Source organism: Enterobacter sp. V87_3 (assembly GCF_029967835.1).
Taxonomy (GTDB): domain Bacteria; phylum Pseudomonadota; class Gammaproteobacteria; order Enterobacterales; family Enterobacteriaceae; genus Enterobacter; species Enterobacter cancerogenus.
This window is the reverse complement of sequence record NZ_JASCAM010000011.1, coordinates 122,035-146,578: the sequence shown is the minus strand read 5'-3', so window position 1 is coordinate 146,578 and position 24,544 is coordinate 122,035. Positions and strand designations below refer to the sequence as shown.

Sequence of the window (24,544 nt, the reverse complement as noted above, 5' to 3'; positions counted from 1 at the left end):
CTCCCTCTTCCCGTGGGAGAGGGCCGGGGTGAGGGCATCAGCCCGCACTTACCCTACGAATACTTCTTCGTCCGCCGCGTCGGTGCGGTGTTCGCCGGATCGTCCGGCCAGACGTGTTTCGGGTAGCGCCCCTTCATCTCTTTCTGCACGTCACGGTAGCTCCCCGCCCAAAACGCGCCCAGATCACGGGTGATCTGCAGCGGACGATGCGCGGGTGAGAGCAGCTCCAGCACCAGCGGCACACGCCCTTCGGCAATGGACGGCGTGCTCGCCTCACCGAACATTTCCTGCATACGCACCGCCAGCGCAGGCGGATTATCGTCATGATAACGAATGGCAATCCGGCTCCCGGTCGGCACAGTGTAATGCCCAGGCAGTTCACTATCCAGACGTTGACGTAATGACCAGTCCAGTAAATTCTGTAACGCGGCCTTAACATCGAGCGCTTTCAGCGCCCGCAGCGAGTGTACGCCCGCCATTTGCGGCAAGAGCCACCCTTCCAGCGACGCCAGCAGCGTGTCGTCATCTACCGCAGGCCAGTTGTATTCCGGCAACCAGCGCGCGGCACACAGCAGACGAAGACGATACTGCTCGGCCTCCGGCGTCCAGTTCAGGACGCCCAGCCCCTTCTCACGGATGCCGTTCAGCATCGCCTGATGCAGCTCCTCTTCCGAGGGCTTCGCCAGCGGTTTCGTCCCCAGCGTCAGCCTGCCAATCTGGCTGCGGCGAAACGCCTTCAGCGTACCCTGGGCTTCATCCCATTCCACACTGTCAGACTGCTGAAGCAGCTGCGGGCAGGCGCGGGTGAGCGCGTCGATATCAACGGCAATCGCCTGCAGAATGCGCGCATCCGGCGAGTGACTGCCCTGCAACAGCAGCGGCGCAATCAGCCATTCATGCCGCGTCAGGGCGTCGTCGACGTCGAGCATGGCCCCCATGCCGTTCGCCAGCTGGTAGCGTCCGTCGAGGCCACGACGACGTGCGATCCGGTCCGGAAAAGCCCGCGCCAGCAGGGGAACGATACGGTCACTGTCGGGCGCGCCACCGTGGCTGTTGAGCCGTCGGCACAGCTGCTGCGCGCGCTGCTGCCAGTGCCCCTGACGACGGGAAAAAGCCTGCGCCAGATCGCTGCTGCCACCTCGCGGCGGCTCCTCAAGGATAGCCGCCAGTTTCGCGGCCGTGGCAATTTCGTCATCCCCTTCTGCCGCCACCAGCATGACCGCCAGACGCGGATCGTTGCCGATGGCCGCCATTTTCCGCCCGCGCGACGACAGCCGTTCGCCGTCCAGCGCACCGAGCTGGGCCAGCAGTGTACGGGCAGCGGCAAGATTGACCACCGGCGGCGGGTTGAGCCAGACCAGTTGCTCCGGATCCGGACAACCCCACTGAAGCAGATCCATCGTCAGCCCCGAAAGGTCGCTTTGCAGAATTTCCGGCGTACCGTGCAGCGCCGCCCGTTCGGCCTGCTCGGCGCCGATCAGGTGTAAACAGATCCCCGGCTCAAGACGCCCCGCACGCCCTGCGCGTTGCACCATCGACGCCTGGCTGATGCGTTGCGTAATCAGTCGGGTAAGCCCGGTCCGCGGATCAAAGCTCGCCACCCTCTCCTGCGCGCAATCGACCACCAGGCGAATGCCTTCGATGGTTAAGCTGGTTTCGGCAATATTGGTTGCCAGCACCACCTTACGCTGACCGGCAGGCGCAGGCAGAATCGCTTTGCGCTGCTCACTGAGCGGCAGCGCGCCGTAGAGCGGGCAAAGCATGACGTCACCGCCCACGCGGGTGGCGAGCTGCTCCTGTACGCGCTGGATTTCCCCCACGCCGGGTAAAAACAGCAGCAGCGAACCGGGTTCCTGACGCAGCAGCTCTGCCGTTGCTATCGCCACGGCGTCGTCAAAACGCTGATGCGCAGGCAGCGATTGGTATCGGCGCTCAACCGGGAACGCTCGGCCTTCGGATGAGATCACCGGCGCGTCGGGCAGCGCCTGGCGCAGCAGAGCATTGTCCAGCGTCGCCGACATGATCAGCAGCCGGAGATCGTCGCGCAGCCCCTGCTGCACGTCCAGCAGCAGCGCCAGCGCCAGATCCGCCTGCAGGCTACGCTCGTGGAATTCATCCAGAATCACCAGCCCGACGCCGTTAAGCTCAGGATCGTTTTGCAGCATGCGGGTGAGGATACCCTCGGTCACCACCTCCAGGCGCGTCGTTGGCCCCACACAGGTGTCAGCCCGCATCCGGTAGCCTACCGTTTCACCCGGTTTCTCGTTCAGCAGCTCCGCCAGACGCTGCGCCACATTGCGCGCGGCCAGCCTGCGCGGCTCCAGCAGGATAATTTTCCCGGAGATAACGCCCGATGTCAGGATCTGCAGCGGCAGCCAGGTGGACTTCCCCGCGCCCGTGGGGGCATTGAGCAAGACCTGAGGGGCATATTTTAAGGCAGTGAGAAGCTCAGGAAGGACGACGGCGACCGGCAAAGAGGACACGAACAGCTCCAGAGGGTTAACTTTAGTCGGCGTACATTGTAGCATCGGCGCATATCATTACCGAGTCCCCTGTATGTCTGAGTCGAAACGACTGTTTTTCGCCCTGGAGTTGCCCGCCAACGTGCAGCGGCAAATTGTGCGCTGGCGCGCCAGCCACTTTCCGCCGGAAGCGGGCCGTCCGATTGCGGCGGCAAACCTGCACCTGACGCTGGCATTTCTGGGCGACGTGAGTGCCGAAAAGCAGCGTGCGCTGGCGGCCATGGCCGGGCGAATTTCCCAGCCGGGGTTTACGCTACACCTTGACGATGCCGGGCAGTGGTTGCGCTCCCGCGTCGTCTGGCTGGGTACGCGTCAGCCGCCGCGCGGGCTGTTACAGCTTGCCAGTATGCTGCGCGCACAGGCGGCACGCAGCGGGTGCTACCAAAGCCCGCAGCCGTTTCATCCGCATATCACGCTGCTGCGCGATGCGGGACACGCCGTCGCCATCCCGCCGCCGGGTTTTCACTGGTCTTTTCCGGTGAACGGCTTCGCGCTGTACGAATCGGTTTTTGCACGAGGACGCACCCGCTATACCCCGCTCCAGCGCTGGACGCTGGGCGACACGATAAGGAATTCTGATGAAGTTTAGTCCTGCCCTGCAGCACGCCACGCTTATCCAACGCTACAAACGCTTTCTTGCTGACGTGGTGACTCCCGAGGGAGAACACTTTACCCTGCACTGCCCCAATACCGGGGCCATGACGGGCTGTGCCACGCCGGGGGACACCGTCTGGTATTCCACTTCAGAAAATACTAAACGCAAATACCCGCATACCTGGGAAATGACGCAGACGCAAAATGGCGCATTTATTTGCGTCAACACCCTGCGGGCAAACCAATTAGTGAAGGAAGCGCTCACAAATGATTTGCTCCCGGAACTTACCGGTTACAGTATGCTGAAAGGCGAAGTGAAATATGGCGATGAGGGCAGCAGAATTGACTTCATGTTACAGGCGGAAGATCGTCCTGAGTGCTATATTGAAGTCAAATCAGTGACGTTAGCAGAGCAGGAAAATGGCTACTTTCCGGATGCGGTAACGCTACGTGGCCAGAAGCATCTGCGAGAGCTAATGAGTGTTGCGGCGGCGGGCAAGCGCGCCGTATTGCTGTTTGCCATTTTGCACTCAGCCATCGAACGTTTCTCTCCCGCCAGCCATATTGATCTTAAATACGCGCAATTGTTGCATGAGGCACAAAAGCAGGGGGTAGAGATTTTCGCTTATAAAGCGGAACTTTCGGCCAAAAATATGACTCTGAGATCCTCTCTTCCCATTGTCTTATAAGGGATTAGACGATTGGTTATTATGTGTTCTGGCCGCGTGCGCAAATACGCTTTTCCTCACAGGCTTGTCAAGTGTTACGTTTAGATAATTGCCTTACGGAAAAGCATCTGCTATTTATAGCGACCTGATTTTTCCCCCGACACGGGGATCGATAGTGCGTGTTAAGGAGAAGCAACATGCAAGAAGGGCAAAACCGTAAAACATCGTCCCTGAGTATTCTCGCCATCGCTGGGGTGGAGCCATACCAGGAGAAGCCGGGCGAAGAGTATATGAACGAAGCCCAGCTGTCGCACTTCAAGCGTATTCTTGAAGCATGGCGTAATCAACTCAGGGATGAAGTCGATCGCACCGTTACTCATATGCAGGATGAAGCTGCTAACTTCCCGGATCCGGTAGACCGTGCCGCTCAGGAAGAAGAGTTCAGCCTCGAACTGCGTAACCGTGACCGCGAACGCAAACTGATCAAAAAGATCGAAAAAACGCTGAAAAAGGTTGAGGACGAAGATTTTGGCTACTGCGAATCCTGCGGTGTTGAAATCGGAATTCGCCGCCTCGAAGCGCGTCCAACCGCCGATCTGTGTATCGACTGTAAAACGCTGGCAGAAATTCGCGAAAAACAGATGGCCGGTTAATCCGCCCTCTAAACACACCGTAAAGGCGGGAGTCTCTCCCGCCTTATTAGTTGATATGTCTGAATCACATTATATTGGGCGCTTCGCGCCATCCCCTTCCGGTGAATTGCATTTCGGCTCATTGATAGCCGCCCTTGGCAGCTACCTGCAGGCTCGCGCCCATCAGGGTACCTGGCTCGTTCGTATTGAAGATATCGATCCTCCGCGTGAAGTTCCCGGTGCGGCAGACACCATTCTGCATCAGCTGGAACATTACGGTCTTCACTGGGACGGCGACGTTCTCTGGCAATCAACACGCCACGATGCCTATCGTGAACGGCTGGCCTGGCTTCACGAGCAAGGGCTTTCCTACAATTGTACCTGCACCCGCGCCCGCATTCAGAGCGTAGGGGGCGTCTATGACGGCCATTGCCGCACGCTCAACAACGGCCCGGAAAACGCGGCTGTTCGTCTGCGTCAGCGCGACCCCGTGACCCGTTTTAACGATCTGCTATCCGGTGAGATACAGGCGGATGCGCGTCTGGCGCAGGAGGATTTCATCATCCACCGCCGCGATGGCCTGTTCGCCTACAACCTGGCAGTGGTCGTGGATGACCATTTCCAGGGCGTCACGGAAATTGTGCGCGGCGCCGATCTGGTGGAACCCACCGTGCGCCATATTTCGCTGTATCGTCAGTTTGGCTGGGCAACGCCGGATTACATTCATCTCCCGCTGGCGGTCACCGCGTCGGGCCTGAAGTTGTCCAAACAAAACCATGCGCCAGCCCTGCCGGGCAGCGATCCGCGCCCGGTTTTAATCGACGCGCTGCGGTTTCTCAACCAAACTGTCATCGACGGCTGGCAGGATCTTCACACTGAAGAACTGCTGAAAATGGCGATTGCCAACTGGTCACTTGAGGCCGTGCCTAAAATCCAGCATTCTCAAATGCGCTGCGCTGAGCTATGATTAGCCGCTTTTTTCATAACAAAACACACTACGAGGTGTACCATTTTTACCCGAGTCGCTAATTTTTGCCGTAAAGTGCTGAGCCGCGAAGAGAGCATGGCGAATGATGCTATTGCACAAAACCGCATGTCGGTTGTTCCCCGTGAGCAGCACAATATTTCCCGCAAAGATATCAGTGAAAATGCCCTCAAGGTGCTCTATCGTCTGAACAAAGCGGGCTACGAGGCCTATCTCGTTGGCGGTGGAGTGCGTGATTTACTGCTGGGCAAAAAGCCAAAAGATTTCGATGTGACCACCAGCGCCACACCTGAGCAGGTGCGTAAGTTATTCCGCAACTGCCGCCTGGTTGGCCGCCGCTTCCGTCTTGCCCACGTCATGTTTGGCCCGGAAATTATCGAGGTGGCCACCTTCCGCGGTCATCACGAAGCGAGCGCAGCCGATCGTACCACCTCCCAGCGCGGCCAGAACGGCATGCTGCTGCGTGACAACATCTTTGGCTCTATCGAAGAAGATGCCCAGCGTCGCGATTTCACGATTAACAGCCTTTACTACAGCGTGGCCGATTTCACTGTGCGTGATTATGTCGGCGGCATGCAGGACCTGAAAGACGGCCTGATTCGCCTGATCGGTACGCCAGAGACGCGCTATCGCGAAGACCCGGTGCGCATGCTGCGTGCCGTGCGCTTTGCCGCCAAGCTCAATATGCGCATCAGCCCGGAGACGGCGGAGCCTATTCCCCGTCTGGCCACGCTCATTAACGACGTGCCGCCGGCCCGTCTGTTCGAAGAAGCGCTGAAGCTGCTGCAGGCCGGTTACGGGTTCGAAACCTACAACCTGCTGCGTGAGTACAGCCTGTTCCAGCCGCTGTTCCCGACCATCACGCGTTACTTCACCGAAAACGGCGACAGCCCGATGGAGCGCATGATTGCGCAGGTGCTGAAGAACACCGATACCCGCATCCACAACGATATGCGCGTGAACCCGGCGTTCCTGTTCTCGGCGATGTTCTGGTATCCCTTGCTGGAAACGGCTCAGCGGATCACCCAGGAAAGCGGTCTGGCCTATTACGATGCCTTTGCCCTGGCGGCTAACGACGTGCTTGATGAAGCCTGCCGGACGCTGGCCATTCCAAAACGCATTACCACGCTGGTGCGCGATATCTGGCAGCTTCAGCTGCGCATGTCCCGTCGTCAGGGTAAACGCGCCTGGAAGCTGATGGAGCATCCAAAATTCCGCGCCGCGTTCGACCTGCTCTCTCTGCGGGCCGAAATCGAGAAGAACCAGGAGCTGCAGCGTCTGGCGCAGTGGTGGGGAGAATTCCAGGTTTCCGCCCCGCCGGAGCAGAAAGATATGCTGACCGATCTCGATGATGATCCGGCCCCGCGTCGTCGTCACCGCCGCCCGCGCAAACGCGCGCCGCGTCGTGAAGGATCAGCGTGACCCTCGCGTACATCGCCCTTGGCAGCAATCTGGCCTCTCCGCTGGAGCAGGTCAATGCTGCCGTACGGGCGCTGGGGGAGATCCCGCACAGCCACATTGTTGCAGTCTCCTCTTTCTACCGCACGCCGCCGCTGGGTCCTCAGGATCAGCCTGATTACCTGAATGCCGCCGTGGTGCTGGACACCGCGCTTGATGCCGACACGCTGCTCGATAACACCCAGCGCATCGAATTACAGCAGGGGCGCGTGCGTAAAGCCGAACGCTGGGGGCCGCGTACGCTGGACCTCGACATCATGCTGTTTGGCGACAGCGTTATCCATACCGAGCGCCTTACCGTGCCGCATTACGACATGAAAAACCGCGGCTTTATGCTCTGGCCGCTGTTTGAAGTCGCCCCCGATTTGACCTTCCCTGACGGTACCTCGCTGAAGTCCGTGCTTGACGTTCTCAACGCGGAAAAACCGGCCCGCTGGTAATACGCTTTTTTATCGGTTAACCATTAAATATTTGTGGTTAATCGATTGCCTAAAATCATTGTTCCCTTAAATGTTACTGTTAGAATGCGCAAAGATTCGTTTTTGGGTTATCAGGAAACAGTATGAAACCAACCACCATCTCCTTACTGCAGAAATGCAAACAGGAAAAAAAACGCTTCGCCACCATCACCGCGTATGACTACAGCTTCGCCAAATTGTTTGCCGAAGAAGGGATCAACGTGATGCTGGTGGGGGATTCGTTAGGGATGACGGTACAAGGACATGATTCCACTCTGCCAGTGACGGTTGAGGATATTGCTTACCATACGCGCGCCGTGCGGCGTGGTGCACCAGCCTGCCTGCTTCTTGCCGATCTGCCGTTTATGGCATATGCCACCCCCGAACAGGCGTTCGACAATGCGGCTGCGGTTATGCGCGCCGGGGCAAACATGGTCAAAATCGAAGGCGGCGCCTGGCTTGTCGACACCGTGAAAATGCTCACCGAGCGCGCAGTGCCGGTATGCGGACACCTGGGGCTTACGCCGCAGTCCGTAAACATCTTTGGCGGCTATAAGGTGCAGGGCCGTGGCGATGCCGGGCAGACGCTGCTTGATGATGCCCTCGCCCTCGAAGCGGCAGGCGCACAGCTGCTGGTGCTGGAGTGCGTGCCGGTCGAACTGGCAAAACGGGTGACCGACGCGCTTTCTATTCCGGTGATCGGCATCGGGGCGGGTAACGTCACCGACGGTCAGATTCTGGTGATGCACGACGCCTTCGGCATAACCGGCGGGCACATTCCAAAATTTGCCAAAAATTTCCTGACCGGGGCGGGCGACTTGCGCGCCGCGGTACGGCAGTATATCGCTGAGGTAGAGTCCGGCGTTTATCCGGGCGAAGAACACAGTTTCCATTGAGGAGTCAAGGTGTGCTAATCATTGAAACCCTGCCGCTGCTGCGCCAGCATATTCGCCGGGCGCGTCAGGAAGGTAAACGTATCGCCCTGGTGCCGACCATGGGCAACCTGCACGACGGCCATATGAAGCTGGTCGACGAAGCGAGAGCGCGTGCCGATATTGTGGTGGTCAGTATCTTCGTTAACCCAATGCAGTTCGACCGCGCCGATGACCTCGCCCGCTATCCGCGCACGCTGCAGGAAGATTGCGAAAAGCTGAAAAAACGCCATGTGGATATCGTCTTCTCCCCTGCGCCAGCGGATATCTATCCTCAGGGTACCGACGAAGCGACCTTCGTGGACGTACCGGGCATATCGACCATGCTGGAAGGGGCCAGCCGACCGGGCCATTTCCGCGGCGTCTCCACCATCGTCAGCAAGCTGTTTAACCTGGTTCAACCGGACATTGCCTGCTTCGGCGAGAAGGACTTCCAGCAGCTGGCATTGATCCGCAAAATGGTTGCCGACATGGGGTACGATATCGAGATTGTGGGCGTGCCGATTGTGCGTGCCAAAGACGGCCTGGCGCTCAGCTCCCGCAACGGCTATCTGACCGCCGATCAGCGTAAAATTGCGCCGGGATTAAGCAAAGTCATGAATACCATGGCAGAGCAACTGCTGGCGAAAGAGTTAACCGCAGAAGAGATCGTTGCGCTGGCTGAACAGGCGCTGAACGACAAAGGTCTTCGTGCTGACGACGTTCAAATTCGGGATGCCGATACACTCCTGCCGCTAACGGATTCCAGCAAGCGTGCGGTTATTCTGGTGGCAGCGTGGCTCGGTCAGGCGCGCCTGATCGATAACACCGTGGTAGAACTGGCGTAATGTCTTAGCCTCCCCTCCTGCGGGAGGGGTTATTGCTTGATGAATAAAGGTAAACGTAATGATTCGCAAAATGCTGCAAGGTAAGCTTCACCGTGTCAAAGTTACCCAGGCCGACCTGCACTATGAAGGTTCCTGCGCCATCGACCAGGATTTTCTCGACGCGGCGGGCATCCTCGAAAACGAAGCCATTGATATCTGGAATGTGAATAACGGAAAACGTTTCTCGACGTACGCAATCGCCGCCGAGCGCGGATCGAAGATCATCTCCGTCAACGGCGCGGCTGCGCACTGCGCGGACGTTGGCGATATCGTGATTATCGCCAGCTTCGTAATGATGTCTGATGAAGAAGCCCGTCGCTGGCAGCCTAAAGTGGCTTATTTTGAAGGCGAAAATGAGATGAAACGTACCGCGAAGGCGATTCCGGTACAGGTTGCCTGATTCCGACAAGGCGCGGAGCTCTCTGGCTCCGCGCCTTGAAGGGTAAAAAAATATTACATTCATAATTGTGCAAATAGCGCCTTCCCATTCGTTTTTTCCTATTTTAGCTTCTCTTCCCGTGACGCCTTTCAGAAACAAACATTCCCCTGAATGATATAAAAAAGGGGAACGATCTTTACCATTTATAATTTAAGTCCGCAAATAGTATATAAACACATTAAAAAAATGCTTTATATGTTTATTTAAAACCATTTTAAAGATCATTTTCAATAACTTATCAATGCTTAATTTTTTCTAACGATTCCTTTTAGCAATTTTAAATATCCAATACATACAGAGACCCCTATCATCATTTTGCTTGAATTAACTCGGTAGAATATTTAAATGGAATTTTAATTATGTTAAAGAAAACGTTTTTAGCGTCAGCGGTAGCTTTGTTTGCAATAGGTTCTTTTTCAGCAATCGCAGATACGGATCTCGGTCTAATCACTTTTGATGGTGCGGTAACAGACACAACATGTAATATTTCCACCTCTAACGGTGCGCAACAAAATAATATTACTATTACCTTACCCGTTGTTAAAAAATCTGAAGTTGAATCCACAACCATTGATGCCGGCGTCGGTTCCAAAAATTTTGAACTGCTGCTCACCGACTGCCCTCAGACATTAACTAAAGCCTCTGCAAGCTTTATGTCAAAAAATATGGGCGCTATTGCGAACGGTACCATTGACCCCGATGCTAGCGTAGCAGGCTCTGCAAGCAACGTTGCACTTGCCCTGTATAACAATGCACCAACCGTTTCATCTCGTATTATGGTGGGTCAGCCTGACAATAATACGCAGAAAACAGCCCTGACTGCCGGCTCGGGTAAACTGTTCTACCGCGTTGCTTATGTTCCTGGCTCCAACTGGGTGAAAGACACTAACCCTGTGCAGTCTGGTAAAGTTAGCGCCAACGCTTACTTCACCATGAGCTACGAATAATTTTATCCGTCCTGTTAATGTGCCCTGCAGGGCACATTTTTTCGTATTATTTGAGAGTTTACATGTACGTACTGAATATTAAGAGCGGATTAAAAGCCCTGCTGCTGGCCTCGGTGAGCGTTTTTGCTCTTAACGCCAGTGCAGATATTGTCATTTCCGGCACCCGTGTCATTTATCCTGAATCGGAAAAAGACGTAACGGTGTCTATGGATAACCGTGGCACCCGGCCTTTACTGGTGCAAACCTGGCTTGATGACGGCAGAGATACCACTAATCCTCAGGAGCTGAAACTTCCTTTTATTGTCACGCCCCCTGTTTCGCGTGTTGAACCGCAAAAAGGGCAAACAGTCAGAATCACCTGGCTTGGTCAGTCATTGCCAAAAGATAAAGAATCCCTGTTCTGGTTTAACGTTCTGGAAGTTCCGCCTAAGGCAAAGGATAGCGATACACAAAGCATGCTTCAGCTTGCATTCCGAACCCGCATAAAACTCTTTTTCCGGCCTACAGGTTTGAAAGGAGAACCGACAGACGCGGCTAAAAATCTTAAATGGACGCAAATCCGGCAAGGACAAAAAATCGTTTTAAGTGCGAAGAATGATTCACCTTATTATGTATCACTGGCGGGTGCAACGCTTATTGCAGGTGCTAAAAGCTACGATATTGAAACGCATTATATTGAGCCATTCTCAAGCCAGACTATGAACGTAAAAAATTACACCTCTTTCGGAAATAACAAAATAATCTGGCAAGCCATCAATGATTACGGTGGAATTGATAAGTATGAGTCTATACAAAATTAATGCCATATCCGCTTTGTATCATTCGTAAGAATTATAATTAGCTTAGTTCTGGGAAAGAGTTCATCATGCGGTTTAGACGTTCGCTACTCTATTTATCAATAAGTGCGGTATTGCCGTTTTGTGCATTTGCTGCTGAAAATAGTCAAGAAGAAGACGTTCAGTTTAACGATCAGTTTCTTTATAACACCGGCACATCAATTGATGTCAGCCGTTTTTCAAAAGGCAACCCTGTTCTTGCCGGAACGTATAAAGTGAAGGTGATTATTAATGGGAAACCTTCCATAACCACGGAGCTTGTGTTTAAGGACAATGGCACATCGCGCGCCACTCCCTGCATCACTCGTAAACTGCTCACCCAGACAAATGTAACAACCGGGCAACTTAAACTGGCCGGGGATGACGCTGAAGAAACCTGTATCCCGGTGTCGGATGCCTATCCCGGCTCTCGTGTGGCTTACGACCCGTCCACACAGGAACTGGATCTTTCTATTCCCCAGGCTTTCGTCATTCAGCGCCCGGCGGGATTTGTCGATCCTTCACTTTGGGAAGACGGGATCCCGGCGGCGATGCTCTCCTGGGATCTTAACGGCTGGCACGCGGACACGCCTGATTACAGCACCGATACGGCCTATGCGGGGTTACGCTATGGCGCAAACCTGGGGCCGTGGCGACTGCGTGCGCGAGGTAATCTGAACTGGGATCAGGATGCTGGTACCCATTACGCCAGCCAGGATATTTATCTTCAGCGTGACATCACACCGCTGAAAGCACAGTTTATCGCGGGAGATTCTTATACCCGTGGAGATGCTTTCGATTCCATTAGTCTACGCGGGGCACGTTTATATAACGATGATCGTATGCTTCCTAATGGCATATCGACTTATGCGCCAGTGATTCGGGGTGTGGCAAACAGCAACGCCAAAGTCACGATCGCCCAAAGCGGAAACACAATTTACGAAACCTCCGTGCCGCCGGGTCCCTTTGAAATCTCGGATCTCAGTACAACGGGTTACGGTAGCGATCTTATCGTCACTGTAGAAGAAACGGATGGTAGCAAGCGTTCGTTCTCGGTCGCGTATTCCTCGGTCGCGCAAATGCTTCGCCCTGGCTACTCCCGATGGGATGTCGGCGTAGGGGAGCTGCGTGACGATAGCCTACGCGACAAGCCAAGGGTAGGTTACGCCACGGGCTATTATGGATTATCCAATACCTTTACAGGTTATACGGGTGTGGAATACACCGATAGCGATTTTTACGCCGGATTATTGGGTTTGGCTATGAACACCCGAATTGGCGCATTCGCCTTTGACGTCACGCATTCTGATGCCCGTATTGAGGGCTTAAGACATCTTACGGGCGAGAGTTATCGCATTTCCTACAGCAAACTCATGGAAGCCACGAATACCTCTTTCAACGTCGCAGCATACCGGTTTTCGACGTCTGACTATCTCAGCCTGAGCGATGCGGCCTCCTTGACCAACGAGATCAAATACCGTGACAGAGAGCGTACCCCTGACCGTAATAACAGCGATGTGTATCAGACTTTCCAGCGCATGAAGAACCAGATCCAGGTGAATATCAGCCAGCCGCTGGCCTTCGACGACCTTGATTTGGGGTCGCTGTATGTCAACTCAACCTGGCAGGACTACTGGAATGAAAGCAGCTCATCAGCGCAATACTCCGTTGGCCACAGTCAGTCTTTACGCTGGGGAAGTTACAGCCTCTCAGTGCAGCGCACCTACAACGAGTTCGGGGAAAAAGACGACAGTGTCTATCTGAACCTCACTATTCCTTTCGACACGATGATGGGTAACGGCAAGCGTGCAGGCGGGTTCTCATCACTCACTACGGGCATCGGCAGCGATCTAAAAGGCGGCGGCAGTTTTAACGCCAGCGCCAACGGCAACTCAGAAGATAATCGTTTCAGTTACAGCATCACCGAAAGCACCACGCGTAACGACGATACGTTAAACCAGCTAAGCGGTTACGGCAGTTATAACGGCCCGCATGGACCGGTGAGTCTTTCCGCCTCCGCATCCGATGACGATACGCGACAATATTCCGCCAGCTATAGCGGCGGGATGATTCTGCACTCAGGTGGCATAACACTCGCGCCTGGCAGCATTAGCGAAAGCGATACGCTTGCGTTGATTAAAGCAGAGGGAGCAGAAGGGGCCCGTGTCTCCATCGGTAACGGTGAAATCGGATCGTCAGGCTATGCCCTGATGCCCTATCTGTCTGCCTACCGTGAAAACAACGTAGGTCTTGATATCAGCGATATGCGCTCTGACGTTGAAGTTAAAAATACCCGCTCCACCACCGTCCCCCGTAGCGGTGCCGTTGTGCTGGTTAACTTTGAGACCGACCAGGGGCGTTCAGTACTCATGGAACTGACGCGTGACGACGGAGGCTTTATTCCGCTGGGTGCCGATGTTCAAACTGAGCAAGGCGTATCGGTAGGTAGCGTAGGCCAGGCCGGGCAAGCCTGGATACGCGGAATTGAAGATAAAGGGGTGTTAAACATCGTCTGGGGAAGTGAGCCCGGCACATCCTGTACCGTCTCTTATCTGATTCCGCCTAATGCGAAAAAGATTGGTCCAACAACGTTGCTGACAGGCCAGACCTGCCACATCACAGTCTTATAAAGGGAGTTAGAGCATGCTTTTTAAACCTGGGAAAAAAACAGGATTATGGGTGTTAAGTGTGGGGCTGATGGCACTGTCGCTCGGAACATACGCCGATAATCTCGATATCACCTTTACCGCTAATATCCGTGACACCACCTGCGATATGAAAATTGAAGGTGGCAGCGGTGATGGCTCCAGCAATGTTATTCCCATCGGTACAGACGGCAAGGTGCGCCTGGATTACATCATCCTTAAAAATGCCAAAGCAACGACAAATTTCAAACTCAAAATGGTCTCTTGCCCGTCAAGTCTGACAACGCTGAACACAACCATTAGCGGTAGTGCCAGCCCACTTACTACGGCAATTAAAAATTCACTCTCCGGCGAGGGTAGTGCGGAGAATATTGGCGTGGCGATTTCCCGCACCGCCACTCCGGACGCCCCCTTTGTCATTAATTCATCCACGGATACTCAGCGCCTTGTCTGGTCGAGCGGAGAGATAAGTGCGGGTGAAGTTTCACTCCTGGCGACGCTGGTGGAAACCGCAAGCGGGCAAGGCACGACCGGCAACTTTAGCGGTATCGCTACGTTTAATTTCACCTATGAATAACTGGCGCAATACGGAGCGTTAATATGAAAAAGACAATGACATCACTGGTGCTTGCGATGACTGCCATCCTGCCTTCCGTTTCTTTAAGCGCCATTACGGGTACGACAAGCGTTCAGGCCACGTTTACGTCCACCATTGAGGCAGGTACCTGTAATGCCGAAATTCAGGATGCGAGCGGGGCCCCCATAAGCATGTTGCCGTTTGGCGATGTGTTTAAGTCCGATCTGGTGAACCAGAACCGAAGAGAGTCATTCAAAATCGCGTTCACCAACTGTGCCGGGGTAAAAAATGCCACCATTCAGGCCACGCCGGGTGCAGGTGGGTCCTGTACTGGCAATGCCAGAAATGGAACCTCGTATGAAGCCGGACATAACGTTGGTTTTGAAATCTGGAAAGGTTCTGTCGACTCAGGTTCCCTGCTGAACTGTGCCACGGCCCCGGCGTCTATCGTCAACCTGTCTAACGGGACGGGGAAATTTGAAATGGATGCACGCATCGTTACTGCTAAAGATAAAACCATTTCTGACGTGACCACAGGTTCGGTCAGCGCCCCTGTGACATTTATCGTGACCTATCAATAATGTTTATTAAGACAGGTAGCTTAAACAGGATGTTCCACTCCCGGATAATCTTTAAAAGTGCGGTGCCATGGCTCGCCTTCTGTCTGGGGTTTCCCGCAGCAGGTTTTGCCTCGAGCCTGGAGATGGAGATGACCGCAAACATCATCAACAATACCTGCCAGGTGAGTATTCCGGATAATGGCAAAGTCATTTTACCGATCGTTGGCAGAGATTGGTTTTATAACTCAGACGGCAGCCCGCGACTCCAGCCCGGTGACGCAGCCGGGGGGACTCGCTTCGAAATACAGCTGAAAAGCTGTGCGGAAAGTGAATCAGGGCTGGCTAAAACCCTGCATTTTGAGTTTAAACCTCAAAGTGGAAAATTTACCGAAAGCTCTCAGCAGGTGTTCGCCAATGAAATCCCCGACGCTGGGGGGGGAGCAGAGAATGTAGGCATTGTAATTTTTTCAGAAAAAGACAATACCAACGTGGTAAATACGTCAGGAACGTCAAATGTTATTTTTGATGTATCTGACCAAACCGAAAGTCAGTATTTAACAAACTATAATTTCTATGCCCGTTATCAAAGCACAGGGATCGTCAGTGCGGGAAAAGTTATCACAAGCGTACTGGTGAATGTTATTTACAATTAAAATATATCAAGTATTGGATATAAGGATTATTGAATGTTTTATACAGCAGGGACCGGAAAAAGTCATTTCTTTATAAAAGGTGCAGGCCTTGCTTTGTCTATTCTTGCAATAACTTTTTCTGCATCGGCAGATTTGCGCGAATGTAAATTTAATGGATACAGTGTTCAGCCTATTTCGGATATCAAGGGTGCAAAGCCCACTCTCGTTCCCCTGGAGCACGTCAGCGCGCCAACTAAGATAAGTGGCCTTATTGAGTTGCAGGTGACTCCGGGGCTCTGTAGCTGGTGCGAATTAGGTAATGATGGAGAGCGCGTCTATCAGAAAACGGACAGCGCACTGGTTATCGGTAGCGTGGACGGTAAAGCACTCTTTAAAACTAACGTAACGGGGATTGCCTACACGCTGGCCATGTACCCAAGCAGCAATGCTTTCAATGCATTTTTTCCTGCAACGACAGGAAGTTATGTAGAGACAGCCAATCAGGCAGATAATTCAGATGTGGTTGACGCAAAATGGTGGTATGCCCGTATGGAATTTTATCAATTACCCTCATATGCTGGCGTGCCCGCGAGCGTCACAAAGATTGGCCCAGTGGCCGGAAATATTGGCAATATTGTCGTAGGTAACCCCTGGACCTCAGATGAAAAAGACCATCCACGTCCGTTAATCACGGTACCCGATATGGGCTTCAGTGTTCCTGTTGAAAAACCGACCTGCACGCTTACGGCGCCAAAAACCGTAGACCTGGGGGAATATGATGCTTCCGATGTCGAAAACGATAACACGCAAAAAGTCTCTGCTATGGTGTCGGGGAACTGCACTAACACACGTAGAATCACGATGAAGTTGACCACCAGCAAGACAACCGGGACTGATGGCTCATTACTCGCCAATACCGCATCGTCGAATGCGGCAAAAGGCGTGGGCGTGTTACTGAAGTGGCCGGACAACAGCCTGGCGGTGCCTAATTCAACGAACAGCTATACAACAACAGGGAACACCGTCATTCCGTCATTCAGCGCGTCTCTCACGGCTCAGTTGGTTAAGTCGGGTACAGAAAAAGTCACTTCAGGCTCGTTCAGCGCCATCGGCACGTTGCAGATCACCTACGAATAATTATCCCTGCGGCTGGTTGCTCACCAGCCGCGACATCGTCTCCAGCGAATCCGTTCTTAAGATATACAAACGTTTGAGCAAGAACGGATTATCCCCCGGCTTCACCTTCCCTTTTACCGTCGTCACCGCCAGGTGAAAACCGGCGTCATTTGCGGCCTTTATCGCTTTATTGTCGTAGCCGCCAAACGGATAGGAGAGATACAAAACATGCGGGTTAAACTGCGTCAGCGCCCGTCGGGAACGCTCAAAATCAAACAGGATCACGTGGTAAGAACGGCTCAGCAGGATAGGATGTTTGTAACCATCAACCCGATGCAGGAAATGGGTGTGGGACTGGATATCAAACACGTCCTGAATAGCTTTCAGCTCTGACACGCTCATAAACTGCAGCGATTTTGGGTCCCATTTCTGCGGATGTCTTTTTATCCGGGAAGAGATAACAAACGCCGTTGCCTTAAACCCGTATGCCTTGAGAATCGGCCAGGCATAGCGGCTCACCGATTTCAGGCCATCGTCAAAGGTGATCGCCACCGCTTTGGCGGGCAGATTGATTTTGTTACGCACGTACCCTTCCAGCTGGTACATCGTGAGGGTGGTATAGCCCTGATCGCGCAGCCAGGTCATCTGGTTACTGAAGGCGCGTACGCTGGTGGTCGTTGAGGTGTGACGAAAGCGCGTGTTCTCTTCGTCACGCAGAATATGGTGGTACGTCAGCACCGGAATGCCGTTGTCTTCCTGCGCATCCAGGCTGCTTACCCATGCCAGACGGTTACCGATGCGGATCTGAAACCAGGTCTGGTTGAGGCGATCCTTGAGTTTGCTGAGGATCGGGTAGCGAAGGTTACTGCTCAGGGTACCGAATGGCGCGCTGCCGCTGCTGGGCGCGTTATAGACCGGGGTGTCCTTCCAGGTGACGAGGTTTTGATTGCTCAGCGGTTTATTCAGATCGCCCAGGCTGTCTTCGACACGCTGCTTGCCCTGCACCGGCTCCAGGTGCTCTTTGTCGATAAAGCCCGTCCCAAACCCGAAGCGGAACTCGTAATAATCTGCCGCCGCAGGCACCACGGCCAGAATTTGTCCGGCGCGCACATTGCCCACGTTAATGACGTCATTACCCACCTGCGCCCAAATCGCCGCATCTTCGGTGGTTTGCATATACTGCGCAGGCACGCTTTGTTGGCTTAATAAACTGGCGGAACAGACGCCGGAGACGATTAATAACAGCAAGGCTAGAAGACGCGTAAACATGGGTTCTTTATCGGTACGAAAAAACGGACGTCATTGTATCAAAAGCGACATCAATACCAATGTTTAATTCTTATACAGATCGTGCAGGAGGACGAAAGGCGGGTTTTTCTGCTGCTGATGCCACAAACTGCTGACCCCTGGCGTGCCTTGCGCCACTATTGCCTGGCGAAACTCGTCGCTGCTCATTGATTCACGGAATGGATACATTATTTCCAGCAGCGGCAGGCTGATCCCGGAGATCACTTCGCAATTGTCATGCTTATGGCTCATCAACGCGGCTGAACGGTAAGGCGCTGCGCCGGATTTGTCGGTCAGGAAAATGACGCCATCGCCGGAGTCGGTTTCATGCAACGCATCGCACATCATACGGCTCAGCATATTGGTGCTTAAGCCCCGCCAGTAATTTACCGCACGACACTGAACAAGCGGACCAAACCGGGCTTCCAGTTTCAGCAGCATATCCTGCGCGTGTTCATCGTGGCAGGTGATAACCCATCCCAGCATAACTCTCCCTCCTTAGCAGGCGAGTAGTTTAGCGGAGTGAAGATTTGTTTACGGTGATAACTGTCAAAGAAAAGCGCCCGGCGAGCGGAGAGCTGCCGGGCGGAAGGTTAGCTGCGAAGGCCGCGCCCGCGCTGGATCAGATACCAGCAGAGCACGTAAAACGCGACGATAAAGACCACCAGCACCGCCACCGTCGTAAACAGCGGCACGTCGGAGATGCCAAGGAAGCCAAAGCGGAAGCCGCTGATCATGTAGACGATCGGGTTGAGGTGCGACAGCGCCTGCCAGAACGGCGGCAGCAGCGTCAGCGAGTAAAACACCCCGCCGAGGTAGGTCAGCGGCGTCAGAACGAAGGTCGGGATCAGGCTGATGTCGTCAAAGGTTTTGGCGAAAACGGCGTTCAGCAACCCGGCCAGCGAGAACAGGATCGCCGTCAGCAGCAGCGTCAGCGCCACAAACAGCCAGGAGTGCACCTGGAACGGCACGAAGAACAGCGAAATCGCGGTAACCAGAATACCCACGCAAAGGCCACGCGCCACGCCGCCGCCTACGTAACCGGCGATGATGACGTGCGTGGGCACCGGTGCCACCAGCAGTTCTTCAATGTTGCGCTGAAACTTAGCGCTAAAGAACGACGACGCCACGTTAGCGTAGGCGTTGGTGATCACCGCCATCATGATTAAGCCCGGCACGATAAACTGCATATAGCTAAAGCCGTGCATTTCACCGATCCGGGAGCCGATCAGGTTGCCGAAAATGATGAAGTAGAGCGTCATGGTGATCACCGGCGGCACCAGGGTTTGCACCCAGATGCGCATAAAGCGGTTGATCTCTTTCGCCCAGATGCTTTTCAGCGCGACCCAGAAAAGATGCGTCATGCTTTGTCTCCTTGTTTTTCATGCACCAGAGAGACAAACAGCTCTTCCAGTCGGTTCGCTTTGTTACGCATACTTAATACCTGCACGCCCTGCGCGCTCAGCTGTGCGAACACGCTGTTAACGCCCTGCTCGCGCAGCACTTCCACTTCAAGCGTGGAGGTGTCGACCAGGCGGTAGTTGTACCCTTCCAGCTTCGGCAGCGGGCTTTTCGCCGCAAGGTCGAGAATAAAGGTCTCAGACTTGAGCTTGGAGAGCAGATTTTTCATTGAGGTGTTTTCCACCAGCTCCCCGTGCTGAATGATGCCGATGTTACGGCACAGCATTTCCGCCTCTTCGAGGTAGTGCGTGGTCAGGATAATGGTGGTGCCTTTGTCGTTGAGATCCTTCAGGAAGCCCCACATTGAGCGACGCAGTTCGATATCCACGCCCGCCGTCGGCTCATCAAGGATCAGCAGCTTCGGCTCGTGCATCAGCGCGCGGGCAATCATCAGGCGGCGCTTCATGCCACCGGATAACATCCGCGCACGCTCGTTACGCTTTTCCCACAGGTCGAGCTGTTTGAGGTACTTTTCCCCGCGCTCGACGGCCTCTTTACGCTCCACGCCGTAGTAACCCGCCTGGTTAACCACGATCTGCTGCACCGTCTCAAACGGGTTAAAGTTAAACTCCTGCGGCACAAGCCCCAGCTGACGCTTGGCGTTGACCACATCTTTTTGCAGATCGTAGCCAAACACGCTCACCCGCCCAGAGGTCTTGTTCACCAGCGAGCTGATAATGCCGATGGTGGTGGATTTCCCCGCGCCGTTTGGCCCCAGAAGTGCGTAGAAGTCTCCCGCCTCTACTTTAAGGTCTATCCCGCGTAGCGCCTGAACGCCGCCCGGATAGGTTTTTTTAAGCTGTTCAAGCTCAAGTGCAATCGCCATGAATTAAACTTACCTATAGTTCTGACACACGTTGTGTGGTTTCATTAAAAGTCGGGTTACCCTATAGTAGCGCAACGCAATCACTCGGTTACAGGCCGTCACCCTCCATGAACGACATAGATACACTCATCAGCAACAATGCACTATGGTCAAAAATGCTGGTGGAAGACGATCCCGGATTTTTTGAAAAACTGGCGCACGCGCAAAAACCGCGTTTTTTATGGATTGGATGCTCCGACAGCCGTGTACCTGCAGAACGCCTGACCGGTCTCGAACCGGGCGAACTCTTTGTTCACCGTAACGTTGCTAACCTGGTTATCCACACCGATCTCAACTGCCTTTCTGTTGTTCAGTATGCCGTGGATGTGCTTGAAGTCGAGCATATCATTATTTGCGGCCACTACGGTTGCGGCGGCGTTCAGGCCGCGGTGGAAAACACCGAACTGGGGTTAATCGACAACTGGCTGCTGCACATCCGCGATATCTGGTTCAAACATAGCTCACTGCTGGGCGAAATGCCGCAGGAGCGTCGCCTCGACACGCTGTGTGAGTTGAACGTGATGGAGCAAGTCTATAACCTGGGGCATTCAACCATCATGCAGTCCGCCTGGAAGCGCGGGCAGAAGGTCTCCGTTCACGGCTGGGCATACGGCATTCATGACGGATTACTGCGTAACCTGGAAGTGACCGCGACGAACCGCGAAACGCTGGAACAGCGCTACCGTTCGGGGATTGCTAACCTCAAGCTTAAGCACGTCAATCATAAATAAACGCCTGTAAAAAAGCCGGGTGGCGGCTTCGCCTTACCCGGCCTACACATGTGCGCTTTGTAGCGCCCGGTAAGCGTAGTGCCACCGGGCAACAGACGCAGGCTACTCGTCCAGAATCACCACTTTCCCGACATAGGGCAGATGACGATAACGCTGCGCGTAATCAATACCGTAACCCACCACGAATTCATCCGGGATGGAGAAGCCCACGTATTCCACCGGCACCTGAACTTCACGGCGGGACGGTTTATCCAGCAGGGTACAAATCGCCAGCGATTTCGGCTCGCGCAGGCTCAGGATCTCGCGCACTTTCGAGAGAGTGTTACCGGAGTCGATGATGTCCTCAACGATCAACACATCTTTGCCACGAATATCTTCATCCAGGTCTTTCAGGATTTTCACATCACGGGTTGTGGACATGCCGCTGCCGTAGCTGGAGGCGGTCATAAAATCGACCTCATGGGACACCTGCACTTCACGGCACAGGTCTGCCATGAACATGAAAGAGCCACGTAACAGTCCGACCAGCACCATTTCGCTGCCGCTGTCCTTGTAATGTTCGGTGATTTGACGACCCAGTTCGGCGATACGCGCTTTGATCTCGGCTTCCGGGATCATCACTTCAACAGTATGTTTCATATTACTAACCATATGATTTTAATGAAAATCTCTCAATGCAGGTGAATCTTACTCCGGCATCGATACGCAAGCCAGCCATTATACCAGTAAATGGATAACCCTGGCGTATGAGTTATAAAAAGCAAATTTTGTGATTCCGATCACAGTTGTTAATACCTATAATTAATTGCTAGCAAATAATTAACAAACTGACGAGTACACTTTCTATGGCTGAAATAAAAACTCAACAGCCGCGTCTACTGGTGACATTAACAGCAGCGTTCGCAGCCTTCTGCGCGTTGTATTTGTTAATCGGTGGCGTTTGGCTGGTCGCGCTTGGCGGCTCCTGGTATTACCCGATTGCGGGTCTGGTTATGGTTGCCGTAACCGTCCTGCTTCTCCGCAGGAAGCAATCTGCACTGTGGCTTTACGCTGCATTACTCCTCGCAACGATGATCTGGGGCGTCTGGGAAGTCGGGTTCGACTTCTGGGCACTGACGCCGCGCAGTGACATTCTGGTGTTCTTCGGCATCTGGCTGATCCTGCCGTTTGTCTGGCGTCGCCTGATTGTGCCTTCCAGCGGTGCCGTTGCGGCGCTGGTCGTGGCGCTGCTGATCAGCGGCGGTATCCTGACCTGGGCCGGCTTTAACGACCCGCAGGAGATCAACGGTACGCTGAACACGGAAGCCACCCCTGCTGCGGCCATTTCTCAGGTTGCGGATGGCGACTGGCCAGCCTACGGGCGTAACCAGGAAGGCCAACGCTACTCTCCACTCAAGCAGATCAACGCCGACAACGTTAAAAATCTGAAGGAAGCCTGGGTATTCCGCACCGGCGACCTGAAGATGCCAAACGATCCGGGCGAACTGACCAACGAAGTGACGCCAATTAAAGTGGGCAACATGCTCTACCTGTGTACGGCGCACCAGCGCCTGTTCGCGCTCGACGCGGCCACCGGTAAAGAGAAATGGCACTTCGATCCACAGCTGAACTCCAACCCGTCGTTCCAGCACGTTACCTGCCGCGGTGTCTCTTACCATGAAGCGCGTGCCGATAATGCCAGCCCGGAAGTCATTGCCGACTGTCCGCGCCGCATTATGCTGCCGGTCAACGATGGTCGTCTGTTCGCCATCAACGCCGAAACGGGCAAGCTGTGCGAAACCTTCGCCAACAAGGGTATCCTGAATCTGCAGACCAACATGCCGAACACCACGCCGGGTCTGTATGAACCGACCTCTCCGCCTATCATCACCGATAAAACCATCGTGATTGCCGGTTCGGTAACGGATAACTTCTCTACCCGCGAAACGTCGGGCGTTATCCGTGGTTTTGACGTGAACACCGGTAAACTGCTGTGGGCCTTCGACCCGGGCGCGAAAGATCCAAACGCGATCCCGTCAGACGAACACACCTTTACCTTTAACTCGCCAAACTCCTGGGCCCCTGCCGCGTATGACGCGAAGCTGGACCTGGTCTACCTGCCAATGGGCGTATCCACGCCGGATATCTGGGGCGGTAACCGCACGCCAGAGCAGGAGCGTTACGCGAGCGCCATCGTGGCGCTGAACGCCACCACCGGTAAGCTGGCATGGAGCTATCAGACCGTTCACCACGACCTGTGGGATATGGATATGCCGTCCCAGCCGACGCTGGCGGACATTACCGTTAACGGTAAAACCGTTCCGGTGATTTACGCCCCGGCGAAAACCGGCAACATCTTCGTGCTGGATCGCAGCAACGGTAAGCTGGTTGTCCCTGCACCGGAAAAACCGGTTCCACAGGGTGCCGCGAAAGGCGACTACGTCAGCAAAACGCAGCCGTTCTCTGACCTGAGCTTCCGTCCGAAGAAAGACCTCAGCGGAGCAGACATGTGGGGCGCCACCATGTTTGACCAGCTGGTGTGCCGCGTGATGTTCCACCAGCTGCGCTACGAAGGGATCTTCACGCCGCCGTCCGAACAGGGCACGCTGGTCTTCCCGGGTAACCTGGGGATGTTCGAATGGGGCGGGATCTCCGTTGACCCTAACCGTCAGGTGGCGATTGCCAACCCGATGGCGCTGCCGTTCGTTTCCCGTCTGATCCCACGCGGACCGGGCAACCCAATGGAACAGCCGAAAGATGCCAAAGGCAGCGGTACCGAAGCGGGTATTCAGCCGCAGTACGGCGTGCCATATGGCGTGACGCTGAACCCGTTCCTGTCGCCTTTCGGTCTGCCGTGTAAACAGCCTGCCTGGGGGTATATCTCCGGTCTGGATCTGAAAACCAATCAGATTGTGTGGAAGAAACGTATTGGTACGCCACAGGACAGCATGCCGTTCCCGATGCCGGTTCCGGTGCCGTTCAATATGGGTATGCCAATGCTGGGTGGCCCAATCTCCACCGCCGGTAACGTGCTGTTCATCGCGGCAACCGCAGATAACTACCTGCGCGCGTACAACATGACCAACGGTGAGAAACTGTGGCAGGGCCGTCTGCCAGCGGGCGGACAGGCCACGCCGATGACCTATGAAGTGAATGGCAAGCAGTACGTTGTCATCTCTGCGGGCGGTCACGGTTCGTTTGGCACTAAGATGGGCGACTATATTGTCGCGTATGCACTGCCTGACGACGCTAAGTAACAACAAAGCCCGGTGGCGCTAACGCTTACCGGGCCTACGGAAAGATGCTAAAACGGCAACCTCGGTTGCCGTTTTAGCGTTTGTTCCCTCTCCCCGTGGGTGCGGGCATCAGGCCACA

General features: G+C 54.4%; 24 protein-coding genes. 18 read left to right on the top strand and 6 right to left on the bottom strand.

Going from position 1 to position 24,544, the window contains the following annotated elements; genetic code table 11:
* Positions 1-53 precede the first annotated feature (53 nt).
* A complete protein-coding gene (gene hrpB / locus QLG21_RS03875) occupies positions 54-2,483 on the bottom strand; it encodes an ATP-dependent helicase HrpB (protein ID WP_282483914.1) in 2,430 nt (809 codons plus the stop codon).
* A 73-nt stretch (positions 2,484-2,556) separates the two neighbouring features.
* Here hrpB and thpR point away from each other — a divergent pair, with 73 nt between their 5' ends.
* The 16 genes from thpR to QLG21_RS03795 all read left to right on the top strand — a co-directional run bounded on the left by thpR (position 2,557) and on the right by QLG21_RS03795 (position 16,867).
* Positions 2,557-3,111, top strand: coding sequence for an RNA 2',3'-cyclic phosphodiesterase (thpR, locus tag QLG21_RS03870; RefSeq protein ID WP_058609704.1), 555 nt, complete (start codon positions 2,557-2,559; stop codon positions 3,109-3,111).
* A complete protein-coding gene (gene sfsA, locus QLG21_RS03865) occupies positions 3,101-3,805 on the top strand; it encodes a DNA/RNA nuclease SfsA (RefSeq protein ID WP_282483913.1) in 705 nt (234 codons plus the stop codon). The genes thpR and sfsA overlap by 11 nt, the downstream gene beginning before the upstream one ends.
* Positions 3,806-3,981: 176 nt before the next feature.
* Entirely contained in the window at positions 3,982-4,437 is a 456-nt protein-coding gene (dksA, locus tag QLG21_RS03860) for an RNA polymerase-binding protein DksA (RefSeq protein ID WP_001155232.1), read from the top strand.
* Between the two features lie 55 nt (positions 4,438-4,492).
* A complete protein-coding gene (gluQRS, locus tag QLG21_RS03855; protein ID WP_282483912.1) occupies positions 4,493-5,383 on the top strand; it encodes a tRNA glutamyl-Q(34) synthetase GluQRS in 891 nt (296 codons plus the stop codon).
* A 42-nt stretch (positions 5,384-5,425) separates the two neighbouring features.
* A complete protein-coding gene (pcnB, locus tag QLG21_RS03850) occupies positions 5,426-6,823 on the top strand; it encodes a polynucleotide adenylyltransferase PcnB (protein ID WP_072208804.1) in 1,398 nt (465 codons plus the stop codon).
* The gene (folK, locus tag QLG21_RS03845) at positions 6,820-7,299 is read left to right on the top strand and encodes a 2-amino-4-hydroxy-6-hydroxymethyldihydropteridine diphosphokinase (RefSeq protein WP_006173746.1); all 480 of its coding nucleotides are present in this window, start codon (positions 6,820-6,822) and stop codon (positions 7,297-7,299) included. Before pcnB ends, folK begins: the two co-directional genes overlap by 4 nt.
* Positions 7,300-7,421: 122 nt before the next feature.
* Entirely contained in the window at positions 7,422-8,213 is a 792-nt protein-coding gene (gene panB / locus QLG21_RS03840) for a 3-methyl-2-oxobutanoate hydroxymethyltransferase (RefSeq protein ID WP_282483911.1), read from the top strand.
* Between the two features lie 11 nt (positions 8,214-8,224).
* The gene (panC, locus tag QLG21_RS03835; protein ID WP_282483910.1) at positions 8,225-9,076 is read left to right on the top strand and encodes a pantoate--beta-alanine ligase; all 852 of its coding nucleotides are present in this window, start codon (positions 8,225-8,227) and stop codon (positions 9,074-9,076) included.
* Between the two features lie 58 nt (positions 9,077-9,134).
* Complete coding sequence (gene panD, locus QLG21_RS03830; RefSeq protein ID WP_006173750.1) at positions 9,135-9,515, top strand: aspartate 1-decarboxylase; 381 nt, start codon at positions 9,135-9,137, stop codon at positions 9,513-9,515.
* Positions 9,516-9,913: 398 nt separating this feature from the next.
* Positions 9,914-10,501, top strand: a complete 588-nt coding sequence (locus QLG21_RS03825; protein WP_137849564.1) for a fimbrial protein — start codon at positions 9,914-9,916, stop codon at positions 10,499-10,501.
* 62 nt (positions 10,502-10,563) lie between these two features.
* A complete protein-coding gene (locus QLG21_RS03820) occupies positions 10,564-11,301 on the top strand; it encodes a fimbrial chaperone (RefSeq protein WP_137849565.1) in 738 nt (245 codons plus the stop codon).
* 65 nt (positions 11,302-11,366) lie between these two features.
* Positions 11,367-13,946, top strand: a complete 2,580-nt coding sequence (locus QLG21_RS03815; RefSeq protein ID WP_282483909.1) for an outer membrane usher protein — start codon at positions 11,367-11,369, stop codon at positions 13,944-13,946.
* Positions 13,947-13,959: 13 nt separating this feature from the next.
* Positions 13,960-14,538, top strand: coding sequence for a fimbrial protein (locus tag QLG21_RS03810; RefSeq protein ID WP_282483908.1), 579 nt, complete (start codon positions 13,960-13,962; stop codon positions 14,536-14,538).
* A gap of 23 nt (positions 14,539-14,561) precedes the next feature.
* Positions 14,562-15,119 (top strand): fimbrial protein, encoded by a 558-nt coding sequence (locus QLG21_RS03805; protein ID WP_282483907.1) that lies wholly within the window; start codon positions 14,562-14,564, stop codon positions 15,117-15,119.
* Positions 15,119-15,751, top strand: coding sequence for a fimbrial-like protein (locus tag QLG21_RS03800; protein ID WP_348994629.1), 633 nt, complete (start codon positions 15,119-15,121; stop codon positions 15,749-15,751). Before QLG21_RS03805 ends, QLG21_RS03800 begins: the two co-directional genes overlap by 1 nt.
* A gap of 33 nt (positions 15,752-15,784) precedes the next feature.
* Positions 15,785-16,867 (top strand): fimbrial protein StkG, encoded by a 1,083-nt coding sequence (locus tag QLG21_RS03795; protein ID WP_282483906.1) that lies wholly within the window; start codon positions 15,785-15,787, stop codon positions 16,865-16,867.
* Here the strand turns inward: QLG21_RS03795 and QLG21_RS03790 are convergent, their stop codons facing one another.
* The 4 genes from QLG21_RS03790 to QLG21_RS03775 all read right to left on the bottom strand — a co-directional run bounded on the left by QLG21_RS03790 (position 16,868) and on the right by QLG21_RS03775 (position 20,420).
* Positions 16,868-18,115, bottom strand: coding sequence for a polysaccharide deacetylase family protein (locus QLG21_RS03790; protein ID WP_282483905.1), 1,248 nt, complete (start codon positions 18,113-18,115; stop codon positions 16,868-16,870). It abuts the gene before it with no gap.
* A gap of 63 nt (positions 18,116-18,178) precedes the next feature.
* Positions 18,179-18,619 (bottom strand): PTS sugar transporter subunit IIA, encoded by a 441-nt coding sequence (locus QLG21_RS03785; protein ID WP_282483904.1) that lies wholly within the window; start codon positions 18,617-18,619, stop codon positions 18,179-18,181.
* Between the two features lie 107 nt (positions 18,620-18,726).
* A complete protein-coding gene (locus QLG21_RS03780) occupies positions 18,727-19,497 on the bottom strand; it encodes an ABC transporter permease (protein WP_137849571.1) in 771 nt (256 codons plus the stop codon).
* Positions 19,494-20,420 carry an ABC transporter ATP-binding protein gene (locus QLG21_RS03775; protein WP_006173776.1) on the bottom strand — a complete coding sequence of 309 codons (927 nt, stop codon included), beginning with the start codon at positions 20,418-20,420 and terminating at the stop codon, positions 19,494-19,496. Before QLG21_RS03775 ends, QLG21_RS03780 begins: the two co-directional genes overlap by 4 nt.
* A 107-nt stretch (positions 20,421-20,527) precedes the next feature.
* On the opposite strand from QLG21_RS03775, the gene can reads away from it, so the two are divergent.
* A complete protein-coding gene (gene can, locus QLG21_RS03770; RefSeq protein WP_006173783.1) occupies positions 20,528-21,190 on the top strand; it encodes a carbonate dehydratase in 663 nt (220 codons plus the stop codon).
* Positions 21,191-21,292: 102 nt separating this feature from the next.
* Here can and hpt read toward each other — a convergent pair whose 3' ends face one another.
* A complete protein-coding gene (gene hpt, locus QLG21_RS03765; protein ID WP_058609693.1) occupies positions 21,293-21,829 on the bottom strand; it encodes a hypoxanthine phosphoribosyltransferase in 537 nt (178 codons plus the stop codon).
* Positions 21,830-22,035: 206 nt separating this feature from the next.
* On the opposite strand from hpt, the gene QLG21_RS03760 reads away from it, so the two are divergent.
* Complete coding sequence (locus QLG21_RS03760) at positions 22,036-24,426, top strand: glucose/quinate/shikimate family membrane-bound PQQ-dependent dehydrogenase (RefSeq protein ID WP_282483903.1); 2,391 nt, start codon at positions 22,036-22,038, stop codon at positions 24,424-24,426.
* Positions 24,427-24,544: the final 118 nt, after the last annotated feature.

Bases quoted from the DNA above. Each gene is read 5' to 3' on its own strand.
- thpR (WP_058609704.1), top strand. From the start codon at position 2,557: ATGTCTGAGTCGAAACGACTGTTTTTCGCCCTGGAGTTGCCCGCCAAC.
- sfsA (WP_282483913.1), top strand. From the start codon at position 3,101: ATGAAGTTTAGTCCTGCCCTGCAGCACGCCACGCTTATCCAACGCTAC.
- dksA (WP_001155232.1), top strand. From the start codon at position 3,982: ATGCAAGAAGGGCAAAACCGTAAAACATCGTCCCTGAGTATTCTCGCC.
- gluQRS (WP_282483912.1), top strand. From the start codon at position 4,493: ATGTCTGAATCACATTATATTGGGCGCTTCGCGCCATCCCCTTCCGGT.
- panB (WP_282483911.1), top strand. From the start codon at position 7,422: ATGAAACCAACCACCATCTCCTTACTGCAGAAATGCAAACAGGAAAAA.
- panD (WP_006173750.1), top strand. From the start codon at position 9,135: ATGATTCGCAAAATGCTGCAAGGTAAGCTTCACCGTGTCAAAGTTACC.
- QLG21_RS03825 (WP_137849564.1), top strand. From the start codon at position 9,914: ATGTTAAAGAAAACGTTTTTAGCGTCAGCGGTAGCTTTGTTTGCAATA.
- QLG21_RS03820 (WP_137849565.1), top strand. From the start codon at position 10,564: ATGTACGTACTGAATATTAAGAGCGGATTAAAAGCCCTGCTGCTGGCC.
- QLG21_RS03815 (WP_282483909.1), top strand. From the start codon at position 11,367: ATGCGGTTTAGACGTTCGCTACTCTATTTATCAATAAGTGCGGTATTG.
- QLG21_RS03810 (WP_282483908.1), top strand. From the start codon at position 13,960: ATGCTTTTTAAACCTGGGAAAAAAACAGGATTATGGGTGTTAAGTGTG.
- QLG21_RS03805 (WP_282483907.1), top strand. From the start codon at position 14,562: ATGAAAAAGACAATGACATCACTGGTGCTTGCGATGACTGCCATCCTG.
- QLG21_RS03800 (WP_348994629.1), top strand. From the start codon at position 15,119: ATGTTTATTAAGACAGGTAGCTTAAACAGGATGTTCCACTCCCGGATA.
- QLG21_RS03795 (WP_282483906.1), top strand. From the start codon at position 15,785: ATGTTTTATACAGCAGGGACCGGAAAAAGTCATTTCTTTATAAAAGGT.
- QLG21_RS03790 (WP_282483905.1), bottom strand. From the start codon at position 18,115: ATGTTTACGCGTCTTCTAGCCTTGCTGTTATTAATCGTCTCCGGCGTC.
- QLG21_RS03785 (WP_282483904.1), bottom strand. From the start codon at position 18,619: ATGCTGGGATGGGTTATCACCTGCCACGATGAACACGCGCAGGATATG.
- QLG21_RS03780 (WP_137849571.1), bottom strand. From the start codon at position 19,497: ATGACGCATCTTTTCTGGGTCGCGCTGAAAAGCATCTGGGCGAAAGAG.
- QLG21_RS03775 (WP_006173776.1), bottom strand. From the start codon at position 20,420: ATGGCGATTGCACTTGAGCTTGAACAGCTTAAAAAAACCTATCCGGGC.
- can (WP_006173783.1), top strand. From the start codon at position 20,528: ATGAACGACATAGATACACTCATCAGCAACAATGCACTATGGTCAAAA.
- hpt (WP_058609693.1), bottom strand. From the start codon at position 21,829: ATGAAACATACTGTTGAAGTGATGATCCCGGAAGCCGAGATCAAAGCG.
- QLG21_RS03760 (WP_282483903.1), top strand. From the start codon at position 22,036: ATGGCTGAAATAAAAACTCAACAGCCGCGTCTACTGGTGACATTAACA.